The sequence below is a fragment of the Streptomyces sp. NPDC057623 genome (assembly GCF_042800355.1).
Taxonomy (GTDB): Bacteria; Actinomycetota; Actinomycetes; order Streptomycetales; family Streptomycetaceae; genus Streptomyces.
Map to the genome: position 1 here is coordinate 125,288 of NZ_JBHVGZ010000015.1, position 19,628 is coordinate 144,915.

A 19,628-nucleotide genomic window follows, 5' to 3' on the forward strand; every position below is an offset into this window, starting at 1 on the left:
TCCCGCGGCATATTGCCGTTCGCCGGGTACGGCGGAGCTCGGCGTCCCGCGGTGTCTTGTCGCTCGTCGCGGCTTGTCCCGCCGTGTATTCGCTCTCAGGGGCGGTTTGCACGCTGATCCATTGCTGACCGGAAGGCGGGCGTGGCTCTCTCTTGATCAGGGCTTGTGTCGTTCGCTCTGTTGAGGGGGCTGGGTGGCTGTCGAGGCGTTCGCGGACGTCGGGCACGGGGCTTTCGAGGTCGAGTTCGTCGATGGGGAGCGCGTACGCCGTCGTGAGGCTCTGTCGGCGGTGTGGACGGAGAGGTTCGAGTCGCTGGGGCCGGTGCGGAAGGTGCGTACGTACGGCAGGCAACGGTCGGTGACACGGGAGTACTGGTCGACGACGATGCGGAAGTCGCTGGCGTGTGAGTCCCGGCTGGAGCGTGATCACGCGATGCTGATGGACTTCGATCCGCAGGTGGTTGGGCTGGTGTCGCAGCCGTTCCGGTTGATCTGGCCCACGCGCCGGGGGCGGCTGGGACACGTCCCGGACTTCTTCGCCCGTCTTGCCGGTGGCGCCGCGGTGGTGGTCGACGTCCGTCCGGACGACCGGATCGAACCGGACGACGCCCAGGCGTTCGCGGCGACCGAACGGGTCTGTGCACTGGCGGGCTGGTCGTTTCGGCGGGTGGGGGTGATCAGTCCGGTCTTGTTGGCGAACGTGCGCTGGCTGCGGGGTTACGGCCATCCCCGGTGCTGGCGGCAGGAGACGGCCGGACGGCTGCTGGAGGTGTTCGCCGAGCCGAGGCGGCTGTTCGCCGGGGCGGAGGAGGCCGGGGACCGGATCGCGGTGCTGCCGGTGCTCTATCACCTGCTCTGGCGGGGGATGTTGGTCACGGATGTGGAGTCCCAAGTCCTGGGGCCCGCCTGCGTGGTCCGGCGATCACAGGCGGGTGACGAGCCGTGGTGATGCGCAATCCGCTGGTGGTCCGGCCCGGCGACCGGGTCTGGTTCGACGGCAAGGTGCAGACGATCGCCGGACTGTCGGGCATGTTGGTACGTCTGGCGGATGAGGCCGGCGGCACCAGCGCGATGCATCTGCCGACGCTGATGATGTTGCCCGGCTTCCAGGTGCTCGGCTCGGGTAGCCGGAGGGTGATGCCCACAGGGCTGCTGGACCATGTCCCGGAGGAGCAGGCCAAGGACGCCTTGCGGTGGCACCGGCACATGGTCGAGCTGCGTACGGGACTGCCGCCGGACGCCCCGCAGGGCGCCTTGCCGCGGCCTGAGTACGACCCGGCCATGCGGACGCTGGCCGAGCGCGAGGCAGCGAAAGCCGCCGAGTTGTCGGTGGAGTTCGGGCGGCCGGTCAGTGCGCATACGGTGCGCTGGCGGCGGCGCCGTCATCAGGAGCGGGGCATCGCGGGCATGGTCGACGGGCGGCACGCGCCACGTCGGCCGGTGCACGGTCAGCTCCGGCCCGAAGTCGTTAACGAATTGCAGCAGCTGATGAGCCAGGCCACGGACAGCTCGACCCGGACGGTCAGCTACTACTTCGAGCGCGTCAGCAAGACGGTCAAGGACACGTACGGGCCGCAGGCGGTGCCGAAGCGGTCGGCGTTCTACCGGCTGTTCCAGCGTCTGGAACGCGGTCGGCACACCACTGGTTCGGCGCGCACGCGCCGGTCCCTGGCGAACCAGCCCGAGGGGGTTTTCGACCAGGCTGCGGTCTGCCGGCCGGGTGAGCTGATGGAAATCGACTCCACCCCGTTCGACGCGTTGGTGCGGCTGGACAAGGGCGTGGTCGGCAGGGTCGAGCTGACCGGGCTGGTCGATGTCGCTACGCGCACGGTCACCGCGGCGGTGCTGCGACCGACGACCAAGTCGGTCGACGCGGCCTTGCTTCTGGCGCGCTCTGTGACACCGGCGCCCATGCGCCCTGGGTGGGCAGAAGCTCTGCGGCTGGAGCGGTCGGTGCTGCCCTACCGGCGGTTGCTCGCGCTGGACGAGCGGCTGCGGCACGCGGCGGCGGTTCCGCTGATCATCCCGGAGGCGATCGTGGTGGACGGCGGCAAGGCGTTCTTGTCGAAGAACTTCCACCTGGCCTGCGACGCGTTCGGCACCGAGGTGATTCATGCGCCGCTCAGGACGCCGACGCACAAGCCTCACATCGAGCGGACGCTGGGGTCGGTGGCCACGATGTTCGCGCAGTTCGTCGCCGGCCACACCGGCCGTTCCGCCGAGCACCGCGGGCGGCGGGTCGAGGACGAGCCGTTGTGGTCGCTGCCGCAGTTGCAGGAACTGCTGGAGGAGTGGATCACTGCAAGGTGGCAGAACCGGCCGCACGACGGTCTGAGGGACCCGCTCGCCCCGGGGCGAGCGTTCTCACCGAACGAGAAGTACGCCGCGCTAGTGGAGACGGCCGGTTACCTGCCGCTGGCGTTGTCGGGCGAGGACTACCTGAAGTTGCTGCCGACGCGGTGGCAGGCGGTCAACTCCTACGGGATCAAGATCAAGCATCGCATCTACAACTGTGACGAGCTCGACGGACTGCGGCGGGAGAAGTCCGGGCTAGTCGATCACAAGGACCGCTGGGAAGTACGCCACGACCCCTACGACGTCCGGGTGGTCTGGGTGCACGATCACCGCGATGGCGCCTGGATCACGGTTCCCTGGAGGCTGTTGTCGTCCCAGCCGGTTCCGTTCGGGGAGATGGCCTGGGATCACTCTGCCAGGGATGTGCGTGAACGGCAGGGTGGCACGGTGACCGAAGAGGCGATCACTGAGGCCGTGGGCGATCTCTTGGAACGGGCGGGCACCGGTCCGGCAGATGCGGATGAGGCGGCGTCGGGCCGCAGCCGGTCCCGGAACCGCCGGACCGAGCGGGCAGCTGCCCGCACCCGTGCTGCTTCCGAGCCGTCCTGGCCACGGCCTGATCCGGAGTCTGTGTCCCGGCCTGCACCTCAAGCGGAGGAGGCTGACGACGACGAGGGAGTCGCAGACGTCGTGCCGCTACGTGTCTTCGATGCCCGCAAGGAGGCGAAGAGTTGGTGGTAGTACCCGAGCACTTCGGCATGCCCGACAAACGGCGGATGCCTACCACGACGCTGCCGAACTGGCGGTGTTTCGTCAACGAGGACCCTCCGGAGTTCGAGCTGCTGGCCGAGCAGGACTGGGCGTCGCTGAAAGGCCCGGAACGGGACGCGTACGACGAGACGCGCGTCGACTATCACTCCGAGCTGATCATCGTGGAGACCCCGGCTATCCGGGAGACCATGCGGCAGGGGCGCCTGCTGACCTTGGTGAACCGGCGGGAGATCAGCGCCCGCCGCGGTCTGATCGTCTCGGGACCGTGGGCGACGGGAAAGTCCACGGCTATCAAGCAGCTCGGCCGGGCCCACGAACTGCGAGTGCGGCAGCGCTACCCCGACCACGACCGCATCCCGGTGCTCTATGTATCCGCCCCGCCCAACGGATCGCCGCGCAAGCTCGCCACCCGGTTCGCGCACTTCCTCGGACTGCCGCTGAAGTCCCGCCACAACGAGATGGACATCGCCGACGCGGTCTGCGAGATCCTCACCGACGCCAAGTGCGACCTGGTCCTGGTCGACGAGATCCACAACATCCAGATGGCCACCTCCACCGGGAAGGACATGTCCGACCATCTGAAGTACTTCGCCGAGCACATCCCGGCCACCTTCGTCTACGCAGGCATCAACGTCGAGCGCGAAGGTCTGTTCACCGGGGTCCGCGGCAAGCAGATCGCCGCCCGCTGCGTCATGCAGCACACCGCGAACTTCCCGTACGGCAGTCAATGGGCTTCGATGATCGCCACCATGGAGCACGCGCTCCGCCTGCACCGACACGAGCCCGGGGCGTTGGCCCGCCAGGCGAAGTATCTGCACCAGCGCACCGGCGGCAGCATCAGCAGCGTGTCCCACCTGATCCGTGCTGGCGCGATCAGCGCCATCGCCGACGGCAGTGAGCAGATCACCCGCCGTCTGCTGCACACCGTCCCGGTCGACCACAACACCCAGTCTGACAACCCCCGGCCGCAGCAGCGGCACGGCGATCTCGGGGACGCGGCATGACTGGGCTCCTCGGGGCTCGCCGGCTCCCGGCGCTGCCCCGAACCGTCGCCCCACTGCACCGGGAGTCCTGGGACGCCTACCTGAAACGGTTGGCCAGAGCGAACCGCCTGTCCCCGATGGTCCTGCTGGAGCACCTCGACGATCCCCATCGGATCACCCCCGAACCCAGGAGCCTGCTGGATGCTCTCTGCGACCTGTCGGGCCAGCCACCCGACCGGCTGATGCGCGCCATCCCCGATCTGCAGCCTCCTGACGGCACCGAGCCGGCCGGGCCTGCCAGCGCCCGCCTAGCCGCCAGCGGCTGGAAGCTCCATCCCGCCTGCGGCAGCTGCCTGAGGCGCAAGGGCATCACGGAGATACTTCCCCGGCCCTTGCACTGGGCCCCGGCCAGCACCCGGCTCTGCGTGCGGCACCGCCGGTGGACGGACGACCGGGCTACGCAATTTGCTCTCCACACGTTTCCGGAGGTCATCCATGCCCAGCGGCGCCATCACCGTTTGAGCCGCCGGCTCGGATGGCGACCGGTCGTCCTCGCCCTGCGCGCGGCCACTGAGATGATGCGTGGCTGGTGGGAGTACGACGTCCCCGCGCAGACCCGGCACATTCGGATGACCGCTTTGTGCGGTCCCGGCTGGACGGCTTACGACGACGATCCCAGAGTCATCGCCAGTGCCTATCCCGAGACGGTCGCCCTGACCGGGCTGCTGGCCGCACCCGGCCTGGGAGACCTCCCGTTCACCGGCGATCCGGCGGACATGCGCCGCTTCATCGGCGAGGTCCGCACGCGCGTCCTGCCCGACTACCACTACGACTACGACGACCAGAGTGACCCGCTGGTGCGCTGGATCGCGAAAGAGCGCCGTCGGCGCACGCTCCCCGATCCGATGACCGTACGCCGGTGACGGTGATCCCCGCGTTCACCGGAGAACGCCTCGTCCTCGCGCGGCACCGCCGCAGAATGACGCTGGCGGCTCTCGCCCGCGCCTCGAAGCTGACGACACACAGCCTCACTCACTTCGAGAACCGCCTGAAGTATCCGTCACCGCATTCCCTGGACCGGCTGTCCAGCGCCTTGGACGTCACCCCTGAATTCCTCTTGGCCCCTGCGCCCAGGCGGATTCCGCCCGAGGCGATGAGCCTGAGAAGCCCGACCAGACTCAGCGCCCGCAACAAGTACAGCGCCGTTGCCGTCGCCGAACTCACCGTCGCTCTCGTTGCCTGGATGGAAACGCACCTGTGGCTGCCGTGCCCCAATCTCCCCCTATGGCCACAACATGACCCAGAGCACGCCGCCGAGGCGCTACGGACACACTGGCAGATGGGCGACGCCCCCAGTGGACCGCTGACCCCGCTCCTCGAAGCCAACGGCGTCCGCATCTTCGCACTCCCACTCGACTGCGCCGACGTCGGAACGTTCTCCACACGCCACACCGGCACACCGTTCGTCTTCCTCCCACCGCATCTGACCGGCGAACAGGCACGGGAGCACCTCGCGTACGAACTCGGCCAACTCGTCCTGGGCCAAAGTCGGCCCGGCCACCGCGACTCTCACGCCGCGGCCGTCCAGTTCGCCTCCGCCTTCCTCATGCCCCGCACCGCCGTCATCGCCGCGATGCTCCGCACCGCCACTCCGGACCGCTTAGCGGCAGCAGCCAGCACATGGGGCGTCACCACAGCCAGCGTCCTCCACCGCCTGCACGACCTGGAATTGCTGCCTGAGTGGTCCCACCGATCTACGATCCAGAGACTCGGGGACAAGACCACCCCCTACGGCCCGGCCGGACCCGGCCCCGACGAACACAGTCAGCTGCTGCCCAAAGCCGTGGCTTGTCTTCGAACCAGCGGGCTTCCCATCGATTCCGCCGCCGAGTTGACCGCCCTCCACATCGACGAACCTCCTCGCTGGCCGGTGGCGACGGTGCCAGCGGCTCCCGCGTCTGCCGACGAGTAGGAAGGACGGTGAACGTGCCCTGCTGCTCCAGCCGGCACCAGGCGCCCTCGTTACGGAGCATGGCCCGGACCGACTCCAGCGCGACCGGCACTGAGACTGGTGTGGGGTGGGTGTGGTGCCTATGGGTGGTGTTGGAGGAGTTGGTTGATGGCGATGAGGGTGTGGGTGTTGGCGAGTTCTGGGAAGTCGTAGGGGATCGGGCGGGGGCCGACTTGGTCGGGTGGGGAGGTGAAGGTGCCGTGGTCGTGTTGTTGGTCGATGAGGTAGTGCACGGCGCGAGCGAGGAGGTGGGGTTGTTGGGTGTGGCGGATGATGACGGGGAGTGCTTGGGCGGTGGAGAGCAGGTCGCTGGGGTCGCCTGGTCCGTGGCCCCAGCCTCCGTCGAGGTTTTGGGTGTTTTCCAGGAACGCGGTGGCAGCGGCGATCGCGTCGTTGATGCGGTTCATGCGGCTGGGGTTGGGAAATGCTGCGGTGCGCGCGGTGTCGAGTGCGTCGATGGCGTGGAGGATGACGGCGGACTTGCTGAGGGTCCAGCTGAGGGGGAAGCTCCCGTCGTCGTGTTGGGCATCGAGGAGGTAGTCGAGCGAGTGGTTCAGGGCCGGGGTGTGGTGCGGCCAGGACGGGGTGAGCGCGATGATGGCTTCGGCTGTGAGTTCGGCTTCGGGGGTGTGTCCTTTGATGTAGGTCGGGAAGCCGCCGGCGGGGTCGGCCATGTGTTCGAGGTAGCTTTCGGCGCGGTGAAGGGCTTGCTGGTGGTGCCCGCGGTCCGTCAGCCGGAGGAAGGCGATGCACTTGCTGGTGTCATCTACGTCGGTTTGGGTGGTCGTGCGGGTGTAGCCCCAGCCGCCGTCGCTTTGCTGGGTCTGGGTGATGAATACCGCCATGCGATCGAGGGCTGGGTGCTTGCCGTGGGTGGCGTCGGCGATGGCTGCTCCGGCCACAGCGGTGCCCCAGACTTCCTGGGCGGTACAGAAGGGGATTCCTCCGTCGGGGTTGAGGGTTCCAGCCAGGTTGGTGATGCCGTCGCCGATGAGGTCGCTGTGGGGGCGATGGGGGTGCAGGGCGTGCAGGGCGATCAGGTGGACGAGCAGGTGTCCTTCCCATACGCCCGGCTGGCCATGGCCGTGGTTGCGTAGTTGGTCGGTCAAGTAGGTCAGGTCGGTGTCGTCGGGGATGCCGTCGTGGGCACTGGTGTGGAGGATCTTCATTGCGCAGAGGAGGAGGTCGGTCCAGCGTGCTTGGCCGCCATAGCGGAACTGGGCGGGGTCGGTGTGCTGGTGGGCGTTGGAGGGCAGGGCGCCCAGGAGCGTGAGCAGGGTGGACAGCAGCAGGTGTTTGCGGTGGCCGGTGAAGTGCTGGAATCGGCGCAGATAGGTCTCGAGCTGTTGGTGGTCGGTGGGCTCGCCGAGCATGGTCGCTCGGGCGTGTGCGTCGAGGAGGGTGGCGGCGCGGGCGGCGCGGAGGTAGGACAGCAGCCGTTCCTGGAGGTCTGGGCGCGTCCTGTCCTTGCGCAGGAGGGCGAGCAGGAGCGCGGATTCCAGGATCCGGCTGCCGCACTGGTCGCGGATAGAGCCTGCCTCGTCGAGCAGGCCCACGTGATGAGCGATCAGCTGGCGCTGGATCGTGCGGCATCGAGCGATCACGGCCGGGGATACCTCGGACTGTGAAGTCGTGGTCATGACCGCGACGCCTCCTCCGTGGCGCCAACAGCCCACCACCAGGCGATCGACGGGATTGGCAACGGCTCAGCGGAGCTGTCGCTGGGGGTGTCGCAAAATCCTGCGCCGTGGAACGCGAGACTGCCGTCGCTGAGCCCGTCGAGATACACGTACCGGTCGGTGATCATTGCCCATTCCAACAGGCCGTGGGCATGGTGGCCCAGCCGCTGCACATATCGATTGATCAACGGGCCGCCCTCAGCTGTGACTTCCTCGCGCAAAAGGAGAAAGCGACACATGATTCGATCACGCATTGCAACAGCTACCTGGGGTAATTCCATTGGGGAACCCGACGGGTCCCAAGGGCGTTGGTGTGTATACTGCGTGACTCGCACGAGGAACTCCAATCATTCTTGATGGGCTCTGTCGGTGGGGACGCCCGGTTGCGGTGGCCTGTGCCCGGAGGTGATGTCGTCGTCCCACCACCACGCGATCGACGGGATTCCCATCGGCGTCCTCAAGTCCGTTGGCGGGGCAGGTGAATCGCATACGTCAGGGAGGAGAGTGCTGCGTCCGGCGGGGGCCTGGTAGCGAGTGGTGAGCAAGTACCAGTCCAATGCGCCTCGTAGATATTGGGCCAGGCATCGTGCGTAGCGGGCGACGGGCAGAGTTTCATCGTCGGCCGCCGCACTGCTCAACGAGAAGAATCGGTCCATGAGCTGGTTCCTCATGGCAACCGCCGCAGTGACGGCCTCTTGTTCGGTGACCTCGCGGGCGCGGAGAAGGACATGGACGATGTTGTTGATTTTAGTATCGTTCTGCAGTTCCTTGGGGTAGGAGAACAGGTCGCTGTCCCACACGGAGATGCAGGCCGCTATCTCGGCGAGCGCTTGAAAGCGCGGGTTACCGCGAGCCCAGGGTGGGAGGACTATGCCCTCCACCCCGGGCAGCAGAGCGACGACAGCGAGTGCCCCGCCAGCGTAGAGGCGATTCAGGACATGGTCACTCACGTCGTAACGGCGGGAGTTCGTATCAGTGTTGGCAACGGCTCTGTGTGCTTCGGCGAGGAAGAAGCCGCGCATTTCGGTGACCCAGTGCTCCACCTGTGCAGGCATGATTTCGTCCAGGCGCAGACGAATTTCATGCAGGGCGAGCGTGTGGGGCCGCTGGTCGATCGGTAGCCCGGGAGCATCAAGGGTCCGCTGCAGCCGCAGCATGAGGCCCAGCAGTTCGTCTGGCCGGCCGGCGAGGGCTCCTTCGTCCGCCAGGTCGTCAAAATTGAGGAACCACAGAAGGAGGTCGCTCAGCAACTGGACCTTTTCCCGGGAGCCATGGGGCGCCAGGCGACCCGCCATGCCGTTCAGCACGGCGGCAAGTCGAACACGCTGATGGGGGCTGCTCAGGCCGTGGCGTTCCATGAAAGCGACAGTCGCATCGTCGATAGCTTTCGCCTCCGGATGTATTGCCAGGGAAATCGGGCAATACAGGGGAGGGATATGCGGTAGCGCGGACTGATCCGAGGCGTGCTGTTCCTTGCCGGGCCCTATAGCGCTCATGGCCGCCTCCCTGCGATGCTTTCCGTGGTACTCGGCATTTTCCCGGGCCGCTGGAATTCCCTGGGCAGGGCGAAGTGCTGTTGTTCTTTGGTGTAGGTGACGGTCTGTACGTCGCCGTAGCCGTGCTCGGCGAGCCAGGTGAGGACGCCGCGGACGAGGATGTCGGGGACGGAGGCCCCGGAGCTGACACCGATGGTGGTCACGCCGGTCAGCCAGTCGGGCTGTATCTGGGCGGCGTGGTCGATGAGATGCGTCTGTCCGGCTCCCGCGCCGCGGGCCACCTCGACGAGACGCACGGAGTTGGAGGAGTTCTTGGAGCCGACGACGATGACCAGGTCTGATTCAGCCGCGATCTGTTTGATGGCCTGTTGGCGGTTCTGGGTGGCGTAGCAGATGTCGTCGCCGGGCGGGGACTTGAGGGCGGGAAAGCGGTCCTTGAGGGCGGTGACCGTCTCGGTGGTCTCGTCGACGGAGAGGGTGGTCTGGGAAAGCCACACCACCTTGTCCGGGTCGCGGAGCTGGACGTGTGCCACGTCGAGGGGGCCGTCGACGAGTTGGATGTGGTCGGGGGCCTCGCCGCTGGTGCCGATGACTTCCTCGTGTCCTTCGTGGCCGATGAGGAGGATGTCGTAATCCTGCTCGGCAAAGCGGGCGGCTTCTCTGTGGACCTTGGTGACCAGGGGGCAGGTCGCGTCGATGGTCCTCAGGCCGCGTGCGGCTGCCTCTTGGCGGACGGTGGGGGCGACGCCGTGGGCGGAAAAGATGACGGTGCTGCCTTCGGGCACGTCGTCGGTCTCTTCGACGAAGATGGCGCCTTTGGCTTTGAGGGTGTTGATGACGTGGGTGTTGTGGACGATTTCGTGGCGGACGTAGACCGGGGGTCCGTACAGTTCCAGGGCCTTCTCGACGGTGGCGATGGCGCGGTCGACCCCGGCGCAGCAGCCGCGGGGGGCGGCGAGCAGTACACGCTTGCGGGGGTTCATGAGGTGCGCTCCACGGCTCGGGCGGCGATGTGCCCCAGTGCGGCGGCGGCCGGTTGCGGGTACGGGACGGCGTCGAGGGCGGTGAGGGCCTGTGCGCGCCGGGTGGCGATCATGTCCTCGACGGTGGCGCGGGCACCGGTGGCGTCCAGGACGGTGCGGATGCGTGCGGCGCCGTCGAGGTCCAGGTCCGGGCTGCCGACCAGGGTGTCGAGGAGTCTCCGCTGCGTGGCGTCGGCGCGCTGGGCGGCGAGGGCGATCAGGACGGTGTGCTTGCCCTCGCGCAGGTCGTCCAGGACGGGTTTGCCGGTGTCGTCGGGGCGGCCGTAGACGCCGAGGAGGTCATCGCGGAGCTGGAAGGCTTCGCCGAGAGGAAGGGCGTAGCGCGACAGGACGGTGAGCAGGTCCGGGTCGGCGTCGGCGAGGGTCGCTCCGCAGTGCAGGGGCCGTTCCACGGTGTACTTGGCGGTCTTAAACTCGATGACCCGCAGGGCTGCTTGATGGTCGGTGATCGGTCCGAGCGGCGTTATGAGGTCCAGGTACTGGCCGTAGATGACCTCTTGGCGCATGACGTCGATGATCCGGCGCAGCGCGGTGAGGCGGTGGGGCGAGTGGCCGGCGCTGTGCATGAGTTCGTCGGACCAGGCCAGGGCCATGTCGCCGATCAGGATGGCGGCGCTGGCGCCGAGTTGGTCGTGGCCGTGCCGGACGGCGAGCGTACGGTGCACGGTGGGCCGGCCGCGGCGGGTGGCGCTGTTGTCCATGATGTCGTCGTGGATGAGGCAGAAGGCGTGGAACATCTCCAGGGCCGCCGCCGTCTGGATCACGGCCTCATCGTCGCCGTGGCCTCCGGCGGCATGCCAGCCCAGCACGCAGAGCAGGGGACGCAGCCGCTTACCGCCCGCGTCAAGGAAGTCCCGCAGTGCCGTGGGCACGTCCAGGGGCAGGGACCGGTTCCTAGCGGCACGCGTCTTGGCGTCGAGGAAGTTGTGCAGTGCCTGGTCGATCCGGCTCTGCACATGAGCGAGGTCGATGGGTTCGGCGTCCAGGGACGGGGCGGTCATGAGGTTTCACCTGCGGGCTCGGTGGGTGCTTCGCGGGTCAGGCGCAGGGCTTCGTCCAGGAGGGCCTCGACCACGCGGGACTCGGGGACGGTGCGTACGACCTGGCCGCGTGCGAAGATCTGACCTTTGCCGTTGCCGCAGGAGACGCCGAGGTCGGCTTCGCGGGATTCGCCGGGGCCGTTGACGACGCAGCCCATGACGGCGATGCGCAGGGGGTGGGGGAAGCCGTCGAAGGCCGCTTCGACCTGGGTGGCGAGGCGGTGGATGTCTACTTGGAGGCGGCCGCAGCCGGGGCAGGAGACGATCTCTAGCTTGCGCGGACGCAGCCCGAGGGACTGCAGGATGTGGTTGCCGGCCTTGACCTGCTGCACGGGGTGGTCGGAGATCGAGACCCGGATGGTGTCACCGATGCCCTCGGCAAGGAGGATCGCGAAAGCCGTCGCGGACTTGATCGCGCCCTGCATGGCGGTGCCGGCCTCGGTGACGCCGAGGTGCAGCGGGTAGTCGCAGGCGGCGGCGAGCAGCCGGTTCGCAGCGATCATCGTGAGCGGATCGTGGTGCTTGACGGCGATCTTCAGATCGGTGAAGCCGTGCTCCTCGAAGAGGGATGCCTCCCACAGCGCGGATTCGACGAGTGCCTCGGGCGTCGCGGATCCGTGCTTGGCCAGCAGGCGGGGGTCGAGCGATCCGGCGTTGACTCCGATACGAATGGGCACCCCGGCGGCCGAGGCTGCTTTGGCGATCTCGCCGACCTTGTCGTCGAACTTCTTGATGTTGCCGGGATTGACGCGCACGCCCGCGCAGCCGGCGTCGATGGCGGCGAAGACGTAGCGGGGCTGGAAGTGGATGTCGGCGATGACCGGGATCGGTGACTTGGCGGCGATGGCGGGCAGGGCGTCGGCGTCGTCCTGGGAGGGGACGGCGATACGGATGATGTCGCAGCCTGCGGCGGTGACTTCGGCGATCTGGCGCAGCGTGGCGTCCACGTCCGCGGTCAATGTGGTGGTCATGGTCTGCACGCTGATGGGTGCGCCGCCGCCGACGGGGACATCGCCGACATGGATCTGCCGTGTGCGGCGGCGCACCGGCGTGTGCGCGGGCAGGGCGGGCAGGCCGAGGTCAATGGCCGCCATCAGGGCCTCCGGGCAGGATGCGAGAGGGCAGGGCATTCGGAGGGGAACCCGGCGGCGGGAATCGTGATCAGCTGTCGTACGGCTCGGGTGATGCTGGCCGCGTCCAGTCCCGCTTCGGCGAGCAGGGCTTTTCGCGGGCCGTGGGGGATGAAGGCGCGCGGCAGGCCCAGCACAGTCACCGGGGTGTCCACGCGTGCGTCGCGGCATGCCTGGGCGATGGCCGAACCCGCGCCGCCGGTGCGGGAGTTGTCCTCGATGGTGACAGCCAGCCGGTGACGGGCGGCCAGCGCGGGCAGGGCCGGATTGACCGGTATGACCCAGCGTGGATCGACGACCGTGACACCGAGACCCTGCCTCTCCAACGAGGCGGCGGCATCGAGGGCGGCCCCGGCCATCGGGCCGACCGCTATCAGGAGGACGTCGAGGGGGCGGCGGGTTGAGCGGTGCAGGATGTCCAGGCCGTCGATGCGGGCCAGGGTCTCGATGTCGGGTCCGGTGTCAGCTTTGGGCAGGCGCAGCAGGGTGGGCCCGTCCTGCGTGTCGATCGCTGCGCGCAGCAGGGAGCGCAGGCGGGAGGCGTCGCGGGGAGCGGCGATCCGCAGGCCAGGCACGGCGGGGAGCAGGGACAGGTCCCACATGCCGTGATGGGAGGGCCCGTCGGGGCCGGTGATGCCCGCCCGGTCCAGCACGAACGTGACCGGCAGCCGGTGCAGGGCAACATCCATCAGCACTTGGTCGAAGGCCCGGTTCAAGAAGGTCGCGTAGATGGCGACGACGGGGTGGAAGCCGCCCATCGCCAGACCGGCCGCACTGGTGACGGCGTGCTGTTCGGCGATGCCGACGTCGAAGACCCGCTCGGGGAACTGCTGGGCCATGGGGTGCAGGCCGGTGGGCCGTAGCATCGCCGCGGTGATTGCGACGACGTCCTCCCGCTCGGCCGCCACCTCCGCGAGGACCTGGCCGAACACGCTGGTCCACGAGCGTGTCCCGTTTGAACGTGTGGTGGCGGGACGGCCGGTGGCAGGATCGACGGTGCCCACCGCGTGCAGGCAGTCCGCCGCATCCTGTTCGGCCGGGTTGTAGCCCTTGCCCTTGACGGTCACCACGTGCACGACGACTGGACGGGACAGAGCGCAGGCCCGGCGCAGGGCCTCTTCGATTCCTTCGGTGTCGTGTCCGTCGACCGGGCCGAAGTAGGCGAAGCCGAGGTCGGTGAACAGGTTGCGGCACACCGCCTCGCCCGCACCCTGCCTGAGCGTGGCCAGATGCTTGGCGAGGGCGCCGGTGGTGGGGGCGTAGGAGCGGCCGTTGTCGTTAAGCACCACGATCACCCGCCGGTCCTCGGCGGCGCCCAGGTTGTTCAGCGCCTCCCACGCCATGCCGCCGGTGAGCGCCCCGTCGCCGATGACCGCCACCACTGCGCGGTCCTGCTCGCCGTTCAACGCCCGGGCCTTGGCCAGGCCGTCCGCGTACGAGAGGGCGGTGGAGGCGTGCGAGTTCTCCACCAGGTCGTGCGCCGACTCGGCCCGTGAGGGATAACCGGACAGGCCGCCGGCCTGCCGCAGCGAGGCGAACCGGTCGCCGCGGCCGGTCAGCAGCTTGTGCACGTACGCCTGGTGGCCGGTGTCGAAGATCAGGCTGTCGCGGGGGGAATCGAAGACGCGGTGCAGGGCGAGGGTCAGTTCCACCGCGCCGAGATTCGGGCCCAGGTGCCCGCCCGTCGCGCATACGTGCTTGATCAGAAACGACCGGAGTCGGGTCGTGAGCCGGCCGAGCTCCGGCTCGGACATGTCCTTCAGCTGCGCCGGATCCGGGAATGGAGAGGAGACTTCTGCGCGACCGGGTGGGGCCGGTAGGTGCGCCATTTCGGCTGGTCCTTCCGCCTGATGAGCGGCAAGCAGTACGGCACGGGCACGGCGAAGCAAGCCCCTGCTGGGCCGGCCTCACGCCAACATGCCGCCGTGAAAGGCCAGTTCAGCACCGTCCTGTCGCACTACACCAGAGGCGGCGGCCACGGATTAGCAGCACAACTCGCAATTTAGTGAATTTGTGAAACGCGGATGTGGGATCCAGCCTCCCTAGAGCGCCGCGTCCGCGCCGTGCGCCGTGGTGCACATGGTGCCGATGGTGTGAACGCGGGGCCGGCGGCCGCCCGGCCGGTGCCGGCGGCACTCCGGGCATCCTGCGGACTCCTCCGCACCGACCGGTCGCCCACCCGTGTGTGCGGGTTCACCAGGGGTGTGCACAGCGCGCTTGGGGTGGGAACTGGCGATTCGCACATGCCTGTCGCACACGCTTACCTCCGCCCACCCCCTTCGCTTGACTGCCGTACTGAGCCCAGCGCACGCACTTCCGGACCCAGCGCGCGAGCGGAAGGGGAACCCGCCGTGCAAGATCCTTTCTTAAGCGCCGAAGTCATCACCACCGCAAGGGCATCCGGCAGTCACCGGCCCGAGGTACGGGACTCGACGCCCCCCTCCTTTACTGCCGCGGCATGTCACCCGGCATCAGACCGGCGCGCACCACCAGACAGCAGGGCAGAGGCGATCAGCGCCGCTTCGGCCGACGCAGACCGGGATCGCCGCATCCGACGCCTCACACCGCGCGCAGCCCGGTGATCGCGCGATGTGCGGGTTCGCCGGGCGATTCCTGCGGCATATAACCACCGCGCGCGTCGTGTTCCCGTACACGCGCCCAGCGCACGGCGACCGCCTGCAATGACGCACGGCCGCAGGACACACCCCGTCTTGAGACACCGGCATGAGCACCGCCTGCTCGCCCGCTCGGGAGACACCGATGCCGCGCACCTCCAACACGCAGCTCACATCCTTATTAGCGGCGGCGAACTGGGGCCCTGCCCAGTTCGCCGCCGCACTCCGAGGCGTCGCCGCCGAGCGGGGCCTAACGGTGACCGTCTATCTCACTACCGTGCGGCGCTGGCTGGAGGGCGCCCAGCCCCGGCCCCCGCTGCCCGCGCTGATCCTGGAATGCCTCTCCCGCCGTCTGGACAGGCGCATCACGGCCCACGAAGCTGGCCTCACCCGAGCCCCGGCCCAACTCGTGGATCCCGCCTGGGAGGCCGACCCCATGCGCAAACTCTTCCACCTCACCCGCGCCGAACTCGACCCCCACCGACGCGCCCTGCTCGGCGCGGGCGCCCTCACCGCCACCGCGCTCGCCCTGCCCGCCGAGGTTCGGGTCCCGGCCAAGTTCGCGGACCCGGCACGCCCCGGCCGCCGCGCCACAGAGAGCGACGTGGAGCAACTGGGCGACATGGCCAAGGTGTTCGCCACCCGGGCCGACCGATACGGCGGCCAGCGCATGCGCGCCACCCTGGCCGCCTACCTCACCCACGAGGTCGAGCCCCTCCTGCACCGCCCGGCCCCCACCCAGGTGCACCGCGGCCTGCTGTCCGCCACCGCCCGGCTCGCCCTGCTGCTGGGCTCGATGTGCGCCGACAGCGGCCACCACCCCCTGGCCCAGCACTACCACCAGATCGCCGCACGCCTCGCCACCGACGCCGACGACCACACCACCCTCGCCATCGCGCTGCGCACCATGGCCACCCACGCCCACGACCTCGGCCGGCACACCTCGGGCGTTCTGAACCTCGCCGAACAAGCCGACCAGCACGCCCGCAACGCCCCGCCCGCCGTCCGCGCCTACACCCACATCCACCTGGCTGTCCTCAATGCCCACGACAACCGGCACGCCGCTGTGGCCGCCCTTGCCCGCGCCGAACACCTCCACGCCCAGGCCGACGCCGAACCAGGCCCCTTCAGCAGCTACCCGGCTGGCGCCCTGCACTACCAGCGCAGCCAGACCCTCGCCACCCTGGGCGACCACACCGGCGCTCTGACCGCACTGACCACCTCCCTGCGCCTGCGCACCGAGACCGAACGCCTGCCCGCCGCGCTCACTCACGCCCGCCTCGCCGAAACCCACCTACGCCTCGGCCACCTCGAACCCGCCCTCACCCACTGGCACGCCCTCCTCGACGCCTACCCCACCCTCCACTCCCATCGCGCCGACCAACGCCTGACCGCCGCCGCCCTGCACCTGCGCCCCCACCGACGCCGTACCGACGTCGCCGACCTCCTCGACCGCATCACAGAACTCACCAGCACGCCCCGGTGAACAGGCGTCGCTCGGCGGCTCCTCAATCCCCGGACCGTGTGCGCCGCCACGCACCGCAGGGCGGACAGGAATCGACTGAACAAGAGAACGATCAAACGGATCCTGCATGATCGACAATGTGACGGAACCAGAGGTATGCCGAGGCGGACTCGCCGGACCGGGCGGCAGGTTCACGCGGACAGCGCCACGTCCCTCACCGACCCCGATTTGACAGCTGCACCGGTACTCTGTCCCGTTCCTACTCGGGCCCCACCCTGCATCATCGCGTCTCACCGACAATGCGAGCTGGGACGACTTCACCCGAACCGCTTTCGGCGGCAACGCAGCCTGGGATTCCGTCAGCCGTCGTGCTCACCGCGTCTTGCCTATCCCCTGGTCAGCGAGGTGCCCGGAGGGAAGGTGAAACGGGACGGGACAGCAGGCCGGGTTGCGCTGGGCGCGGCGGTCGTGTGCTCGGGCAGGCGGGATGCGTCGGCGGGCAGGTCGGCCATGCGTCGCAGCCGCCACACGAGGACATCGCTGATCGACTCGGCGGTGCCCAGTTCCCGTCGTTCGGCGGCCTCGGCCAGGAGCGCGGCCGGGTCGTGCCCGGCACGCTCGACGTCGGCGAGGGTGGAGGCCAGTGCGTACCAGCCCGGCTCGGCGAGGACCTGCTCGGCCAGCTCCGGCACCGCCTGGCGCAAGTAGGCCGTCTGCTTGCGCTGCAGAGGCAGGGACATGCGCCGGCCACGGTCGCGCATGACGCCCAGATACATCGGCGCTGCGGCCTGGTAGGCGGCGCGCAGGTGTTCGGCGGCCTGGCGGGCAGCAGCGGCCTGCTGGGCGTGCCCCTTCATCGCGTGCCACTGGGCGGCGGCCGTGACCAGGAAGAACACCATGTCGATCAGCATGGCGGTGGTGGCACCGTCCTCCACACGCCCGAGTGCCGGCCCGCCCCGGACGAGGTCGCGGGCAGCCTTCCGCAGACCGCGGGCGTGCTCGCGTTCGGCCCGGATATGGGAGCGGGTGGCCCGTTCGAACACGAAGGCGGCGTCTCGCAGTTCACGCCGGGTGTTCGCGGCCGACGTCTTGGCGAGCGCGTCGAGGACCTCGCCGCCCGCGGCGATCAGAGCAGAAATCTGCCCGTCCTCACCCTGGTCGATGATGAGCACGGCCTGCCAGGACGCCGTCGTCGCTTGGCGGCGCGCGTCCGAGGGCCTGATGCGACCCGACCCGGAGGAGCGGTCCGTGGTGGCGTCCTGGTCGGGTTCGGAAGCGTTGCCCGCCCAGCGTTCCCGGATGCGAGGCAGGGAGAGGTCGGGCGCGAGGGTGGAGCCCGAATAGTAGATCGGCTCCTGGTCCTCGTTCAGGTCGCCGGACAGTGCGACCTTGTAGCCGAGCAGGTCACCGGAGGGCGCGACGCGCTGATGGACCAGAAGGCCGGCGGCGGTCAGACGGTCGAAGAACTCCTCCTCGCTGGCGACGCCGGCGGCGGCGCGGCGCACCGTCTCGCGCAGCTCCTCGCGTGGCGTGCGCTTCTTGCCCTGGCGGTTCGCCTTATGGCGTTCGGCGCTGCTCGGGCGTTTGGCGGCGGTTCCGTCGCCGACGTTCACCCGCCGTAGTCCGTAGTCGATTTCGATCTTCCGGGCTTCCGCCTGGGCGCGGGCGCCATCACGGCGGATGCGGGCCTGACGGCCGTCGTGGCGGACGACGGTGGCGATGATGTGGATGTGGTCGTCGGCATGGCGGACGGCCGCCCAGCGGCAGGCGGCGTCGTCGCCATCGGGGGCGATGCCGGTGGCGGAGACCATGCGGCGGGCGATGGTCGCCCACTGCTCGTCGGTGAGAATCGGGTCTTCGGGGGCGGCGCGTACGGACAAGTGCCATACGTGCTCGGCGGGCCTCTCGTCCTCGGGCAGGGCCATGACGGGCTGGTCGAGCAGGATCTGCAGGTCCCGCAGTGTCGCCTTGAGGTCGGGGCTGCGGCCGGGATCGGGGGCCAGGCTGTCCCACGCGGCGACGAGGTGGGGGTCGACGTGCTCCTCGGCCTTGCCGGGGCTGTACAGGTAATGCAGCAGGCCGTAGGTGTCGTCACCCATGTCGTTGACTGAGGGGATCATGCTGCTGGACGCTCGCTGTTGAGGTAGCGCTGGATGAACGCGTGCACCTCCAGGCGAACCTGGTTGACACCATCGAGCACTGCTCGGGCCTGCGGCGCCGGATCGTCGTTGTTCAGGGCTGCCGCAACCTGGTTGAGGTTGTTGCCGATCCGGCTCAGCGCGGGGCCCAGGGCAAACAGGTGCCGCTTCATTTCGCGTTCGCCGGCGACCTCGGCTTCTGTACGGGTGAGATCGCGGGCGGCGCTTAGCGCGGCATGGGCGAGGAAGCCGGACGGCGTCATGGCACAGGCTGCCGCGGCGTCGAGCACGGACTGCCTTTCAACGTCGTTGAATCGGCTGGCGATCAGGTGCTTGCGCTTGCTGGATTTGGTCTTCGGCTTTCGATTACGCGCGGGAGGCTGGCTCGGCGGCGCACTCGCGTGCTGGGCACAGTGCGGGTTGTGACACGGGTGAGTCGTCTCCTCCTCGGGATGCGAGCCGCCCTCGGTCGCATCCCCCCGGTCCAGTGCCCCCCGGCGCTGGACCGCCTCCGCCACCCCCGGGGCGGAGGACGCGAGAGTAATACTCCCAACGGGAGTATTACTCTCGCACCAACTTGCTTGCGCTGAGGTCGAGTTGGCTTCCGGCTCATCGGGCGTGGGAGCCGGGTTTGTTGTCGGGTTCGTCATCGGGTGTGGTTCCTCGTGGTGCGGATGCGGTGCTGGATCTCGGCGACCAGGTCGACCATGGCGGTCGCGCCGGCAAGCACGCGGACGGGCGCGTCGGGGTCGTGCTGGACGAGCCACTGGCCGGTGGGGGCCAGTACGGCGGTGTGCAGCAGCTGGTGGCGCACGAGCACGTCCGCCCAGGCGCCGGCCTCGGCGGTCGACGGGATATGCGTACGCGGGTGGCGGGTAGGAATGGCGATCCCTTCGTGGCAGGAGCGGTGGCCCGACCATGGCCGGGCCACCATGGAGAATGTGGATTCAGGGGCGTGACCT

At 68.8% G+C, this 19,628-nt stretch carries 16 protein-coding genes; 6 read left to right on the forward strand and 10 right to left on the reverse strand.

The features are described from left to right. The first annotated feature begins 193 nt into the window (after window positions 1-193). Genes ACFU95_RS18335 through ACFU95_RS18355 form a run of 5 tightly spaced genes read left to right on the forward strand, consistent with a single transcriptional unit; the run spans window position 194 to window position 6,021 of the window. Window positions 194-949 carry a TnsA-like heteromeric transposase endonuclease subunit gene (locus tag ACFU95_RS18335; protein WP_383828374.1) on the forward strand — a complete coding sequence of 252 codons (756 nt, stop codon included), beginning with the start codon at window positions 194-196 and terminating at the stop codon, window positions 947-949. Continuing rightward, the gene (locus ACFU95_RS18340) at window positions 949-3,036 is read left to right on the forward strand and encodes a Mu transposase C-terminal domain-containing protein (RefSeq protein WP_383828482.1); all 2,088 of its coding nucleotides are present in this window, start codon (window positions 949-951) and stop codon (window positions 3,034-3,036) included. The genes ACFU95_RS18335 and ACFU95_RS18340 overlap by 1 nt, the downstream gene beginning before the upstream one ends. Further along, the gene (locus ACFU95_RS18345) at window positions 3,030-4,070 is read left to right on the forward strand and encodes an ATP-binding protein (RefSeq protein WP_383828484.1); all 1,041 of its coding nucleotides are present in this window, start codon (window positions 3,030-3,032) and stop codon (window positions 4,068-4,070) included. Before ACFU95_RS18340 ends, ACFU95_RS18345 begins: the two co-directional genes overlap by 7 nt. Next, window positions 4,067-4,972, forward strand: coding sequence for a TniQ family protein (locus ACFU95_RS18350; RefSeq protein ID WP_383828376.1), 906 nt, complete (start codon window positions 4,067-4,069; stop codon window positions 4,970-4,972). Before ACFU95_RS18345 ends, ACFU95_RS18350 begins: the two co-directional genes overlap by 4 nt. Continuing rightward, window positions 4,969-6,021, forward strand: coding sequence for an ImmA/IrrE family metallo-endopeptidase (locus tag ACFU95_RS18355; protein WP_383828378.1), 1,053 nt, complete (start codon window positions 4,969-4,971; stop codon window positions 6,019-6,021). The genes ACFU95_RS18350 and ACFU95_RS18355 overlap by 4 nt, the downstream gene beginning before the upstream one ends. A gap of 119 nt (window positions 6,022-6,140) precedes the next feature. Here ACFU95_RS18355 and ACFU95_RS18360 read toward each other — a convergent pair whose 3' ends face one another. The 7 genes from ACFU95_RS18360 to ACFU95_RS18390 form a co-directional block, all read right to left on the reverse strand. Next, window positions 6,141-7,700: a prenyltransferase/squalene oxidase repeat-containing protein gene (locus ACFU95_RS18360; protein ID WP_383828380.1), complete on the reverse strand. Its 1,560-nt coding sequence runs from the start codon at window positions 7,698-7,700 to the stop codon at window positions 6,141-6,143. Beyond that, window positions 7,697-7,993, reverse strand: coding sequence for a hypothetical protein (locus tag ACFU95_RS18365; RefSeq protein ID WP_383828382.1), 297 nt, complete (start codon window positions 7,991-7,993; stop codon window positions 7,697-7,699). The genes ACFU95_RS18360 and ACFU95_RS18365 overlap by 4 nt, the downstream gene beginning before the upstream one ends. A 93-nt stretch (window positions 7,994-8,086) precedes the next feature. After that, on the reverse strand, window positions 8,087-9,235 hold the full coding sequence (locus ACFU95_RS18370) for a terpene synthase family protein (protein ID WP_383828383.1): 1,149 nt from the start codon (window positions 9,233-9,235) through the stop codon (window positions 8,087-8,089). After that, entirely contained in the window at window positions 9,232-10,218 is a 987-nt protein-coding gene (locus ACFU95_RS18375; RefSeq protein WP_383828385.1) for a 4-hydroxy-3-methylbut-2-enyl diphosphate reductase, read from the reverse strand. Before ACFU95_RS18375 ends, ACFU95_RS18370 begins: the two co-directional genes overlap by 4 nt. Then, entirely contained in the window at window positions 10,215-11,279 is a 1,065-nt protein-coding gene (locus ACFU95_RS18380; protein ID WP_383828387.1) for a polyprenyl synthetase family protein, read from the reverse strand. Before ACFU95_RS18380 ends, ACFU95_RS18375 begins: the two co-directional genes overlap by 4 nt. Beyond that, on the reverse strand, window positions 11,276-12,412 hold the full coding sequence (gene ispG, locus ACFU95_RS18385; RefSeq protein WP_383828389.1) for a flavodoxin-dependent (E)-4-hydroxy-3-methylbut-2-enyl-diphosphate synthase: 1,137 nt from the start codon (window positions 12,410-12,412) through the stop codon (window positions 11,276-11,278). The genes ACFU95_RS18380 and ispG overlap by 4 nt, the downstream gene beginning before the upstream one ends. Continuing rightward, window positions 12,412-14,202, reverse strand: coding sequence for a 1-deoxy-D-xylulose-5-phosphate synthase (locus tag ACFU95_RS18390; protein WP_383828391.1), 1,791 nt, complete (start codon window positions 14,200-14,202; stop codon window positions 12,412-12,414). The genes ispG and ACFU95_RS18390 overlap by 1 nt, the downstream gene beginning before the upstream one ends. 1,006 nt (window positions 14,203-15,208) lie before the next feature. Here ACFU95_RS18390 and ACFU95_RS18395 point away from each other — a divergent pair. Then, entirely contained in the window at window positions 15,209-16,549 is a 1,341-nt protein-coding gene (locus ACFU95_RS18395; protein WP_383828393.1) for a tol-pal system YbgF family protein, read from the forward strand. 365 nt (window positions 16,550-16,914) lie between these two features. On the opposite strand, the gene ACFU95_RS18400 is transcribed toward ACFU95_RS18395, so the two are convergent. From ACFU95_RS18400 to ACFU95_RS18410, 3 genes are all read right to left on the reverse strand, one after another. Next, entirely contained in the window at window positions 16,915-18,648 is a 1,734-nt protein-coding gene (locus tag ACFU95_RS18400; RefSeq protein WP_383828395.1) for a relaxase/mobilization nuclease domain-containing protein, read from the reverse strand. Continuing rightward, window positions 18,645-19,184: a plasmid mobilization relaxosome protein MobC gene (locus ACFU95_RS18405; RefSeq protein ID WP_383828397.1), complete on the reverse strand. Its 540-nt coding sequence runs from the start codon at window positions 19,182-19,184 to the stop codon at window positions 18,645-18,647. The genes ACFU95_RS18400 and ACFU95_RS18405 overlap by 4 nt, the downstream gene beginning before the upstream one ends. A gap of 128 nt (window positions 19,185-19,312) precedes the next feature. Then, entirely contained in the window at window positions 19,313-19,600 is a 288-nt protein-coding gene (locus ACFU95_RS18410) for a hypothetical protein (RefSeq protein ID WP_383828399.1), read from the reverse strand. Window positions 19,601-19,628: the final 28 nt, after the last annotated feature.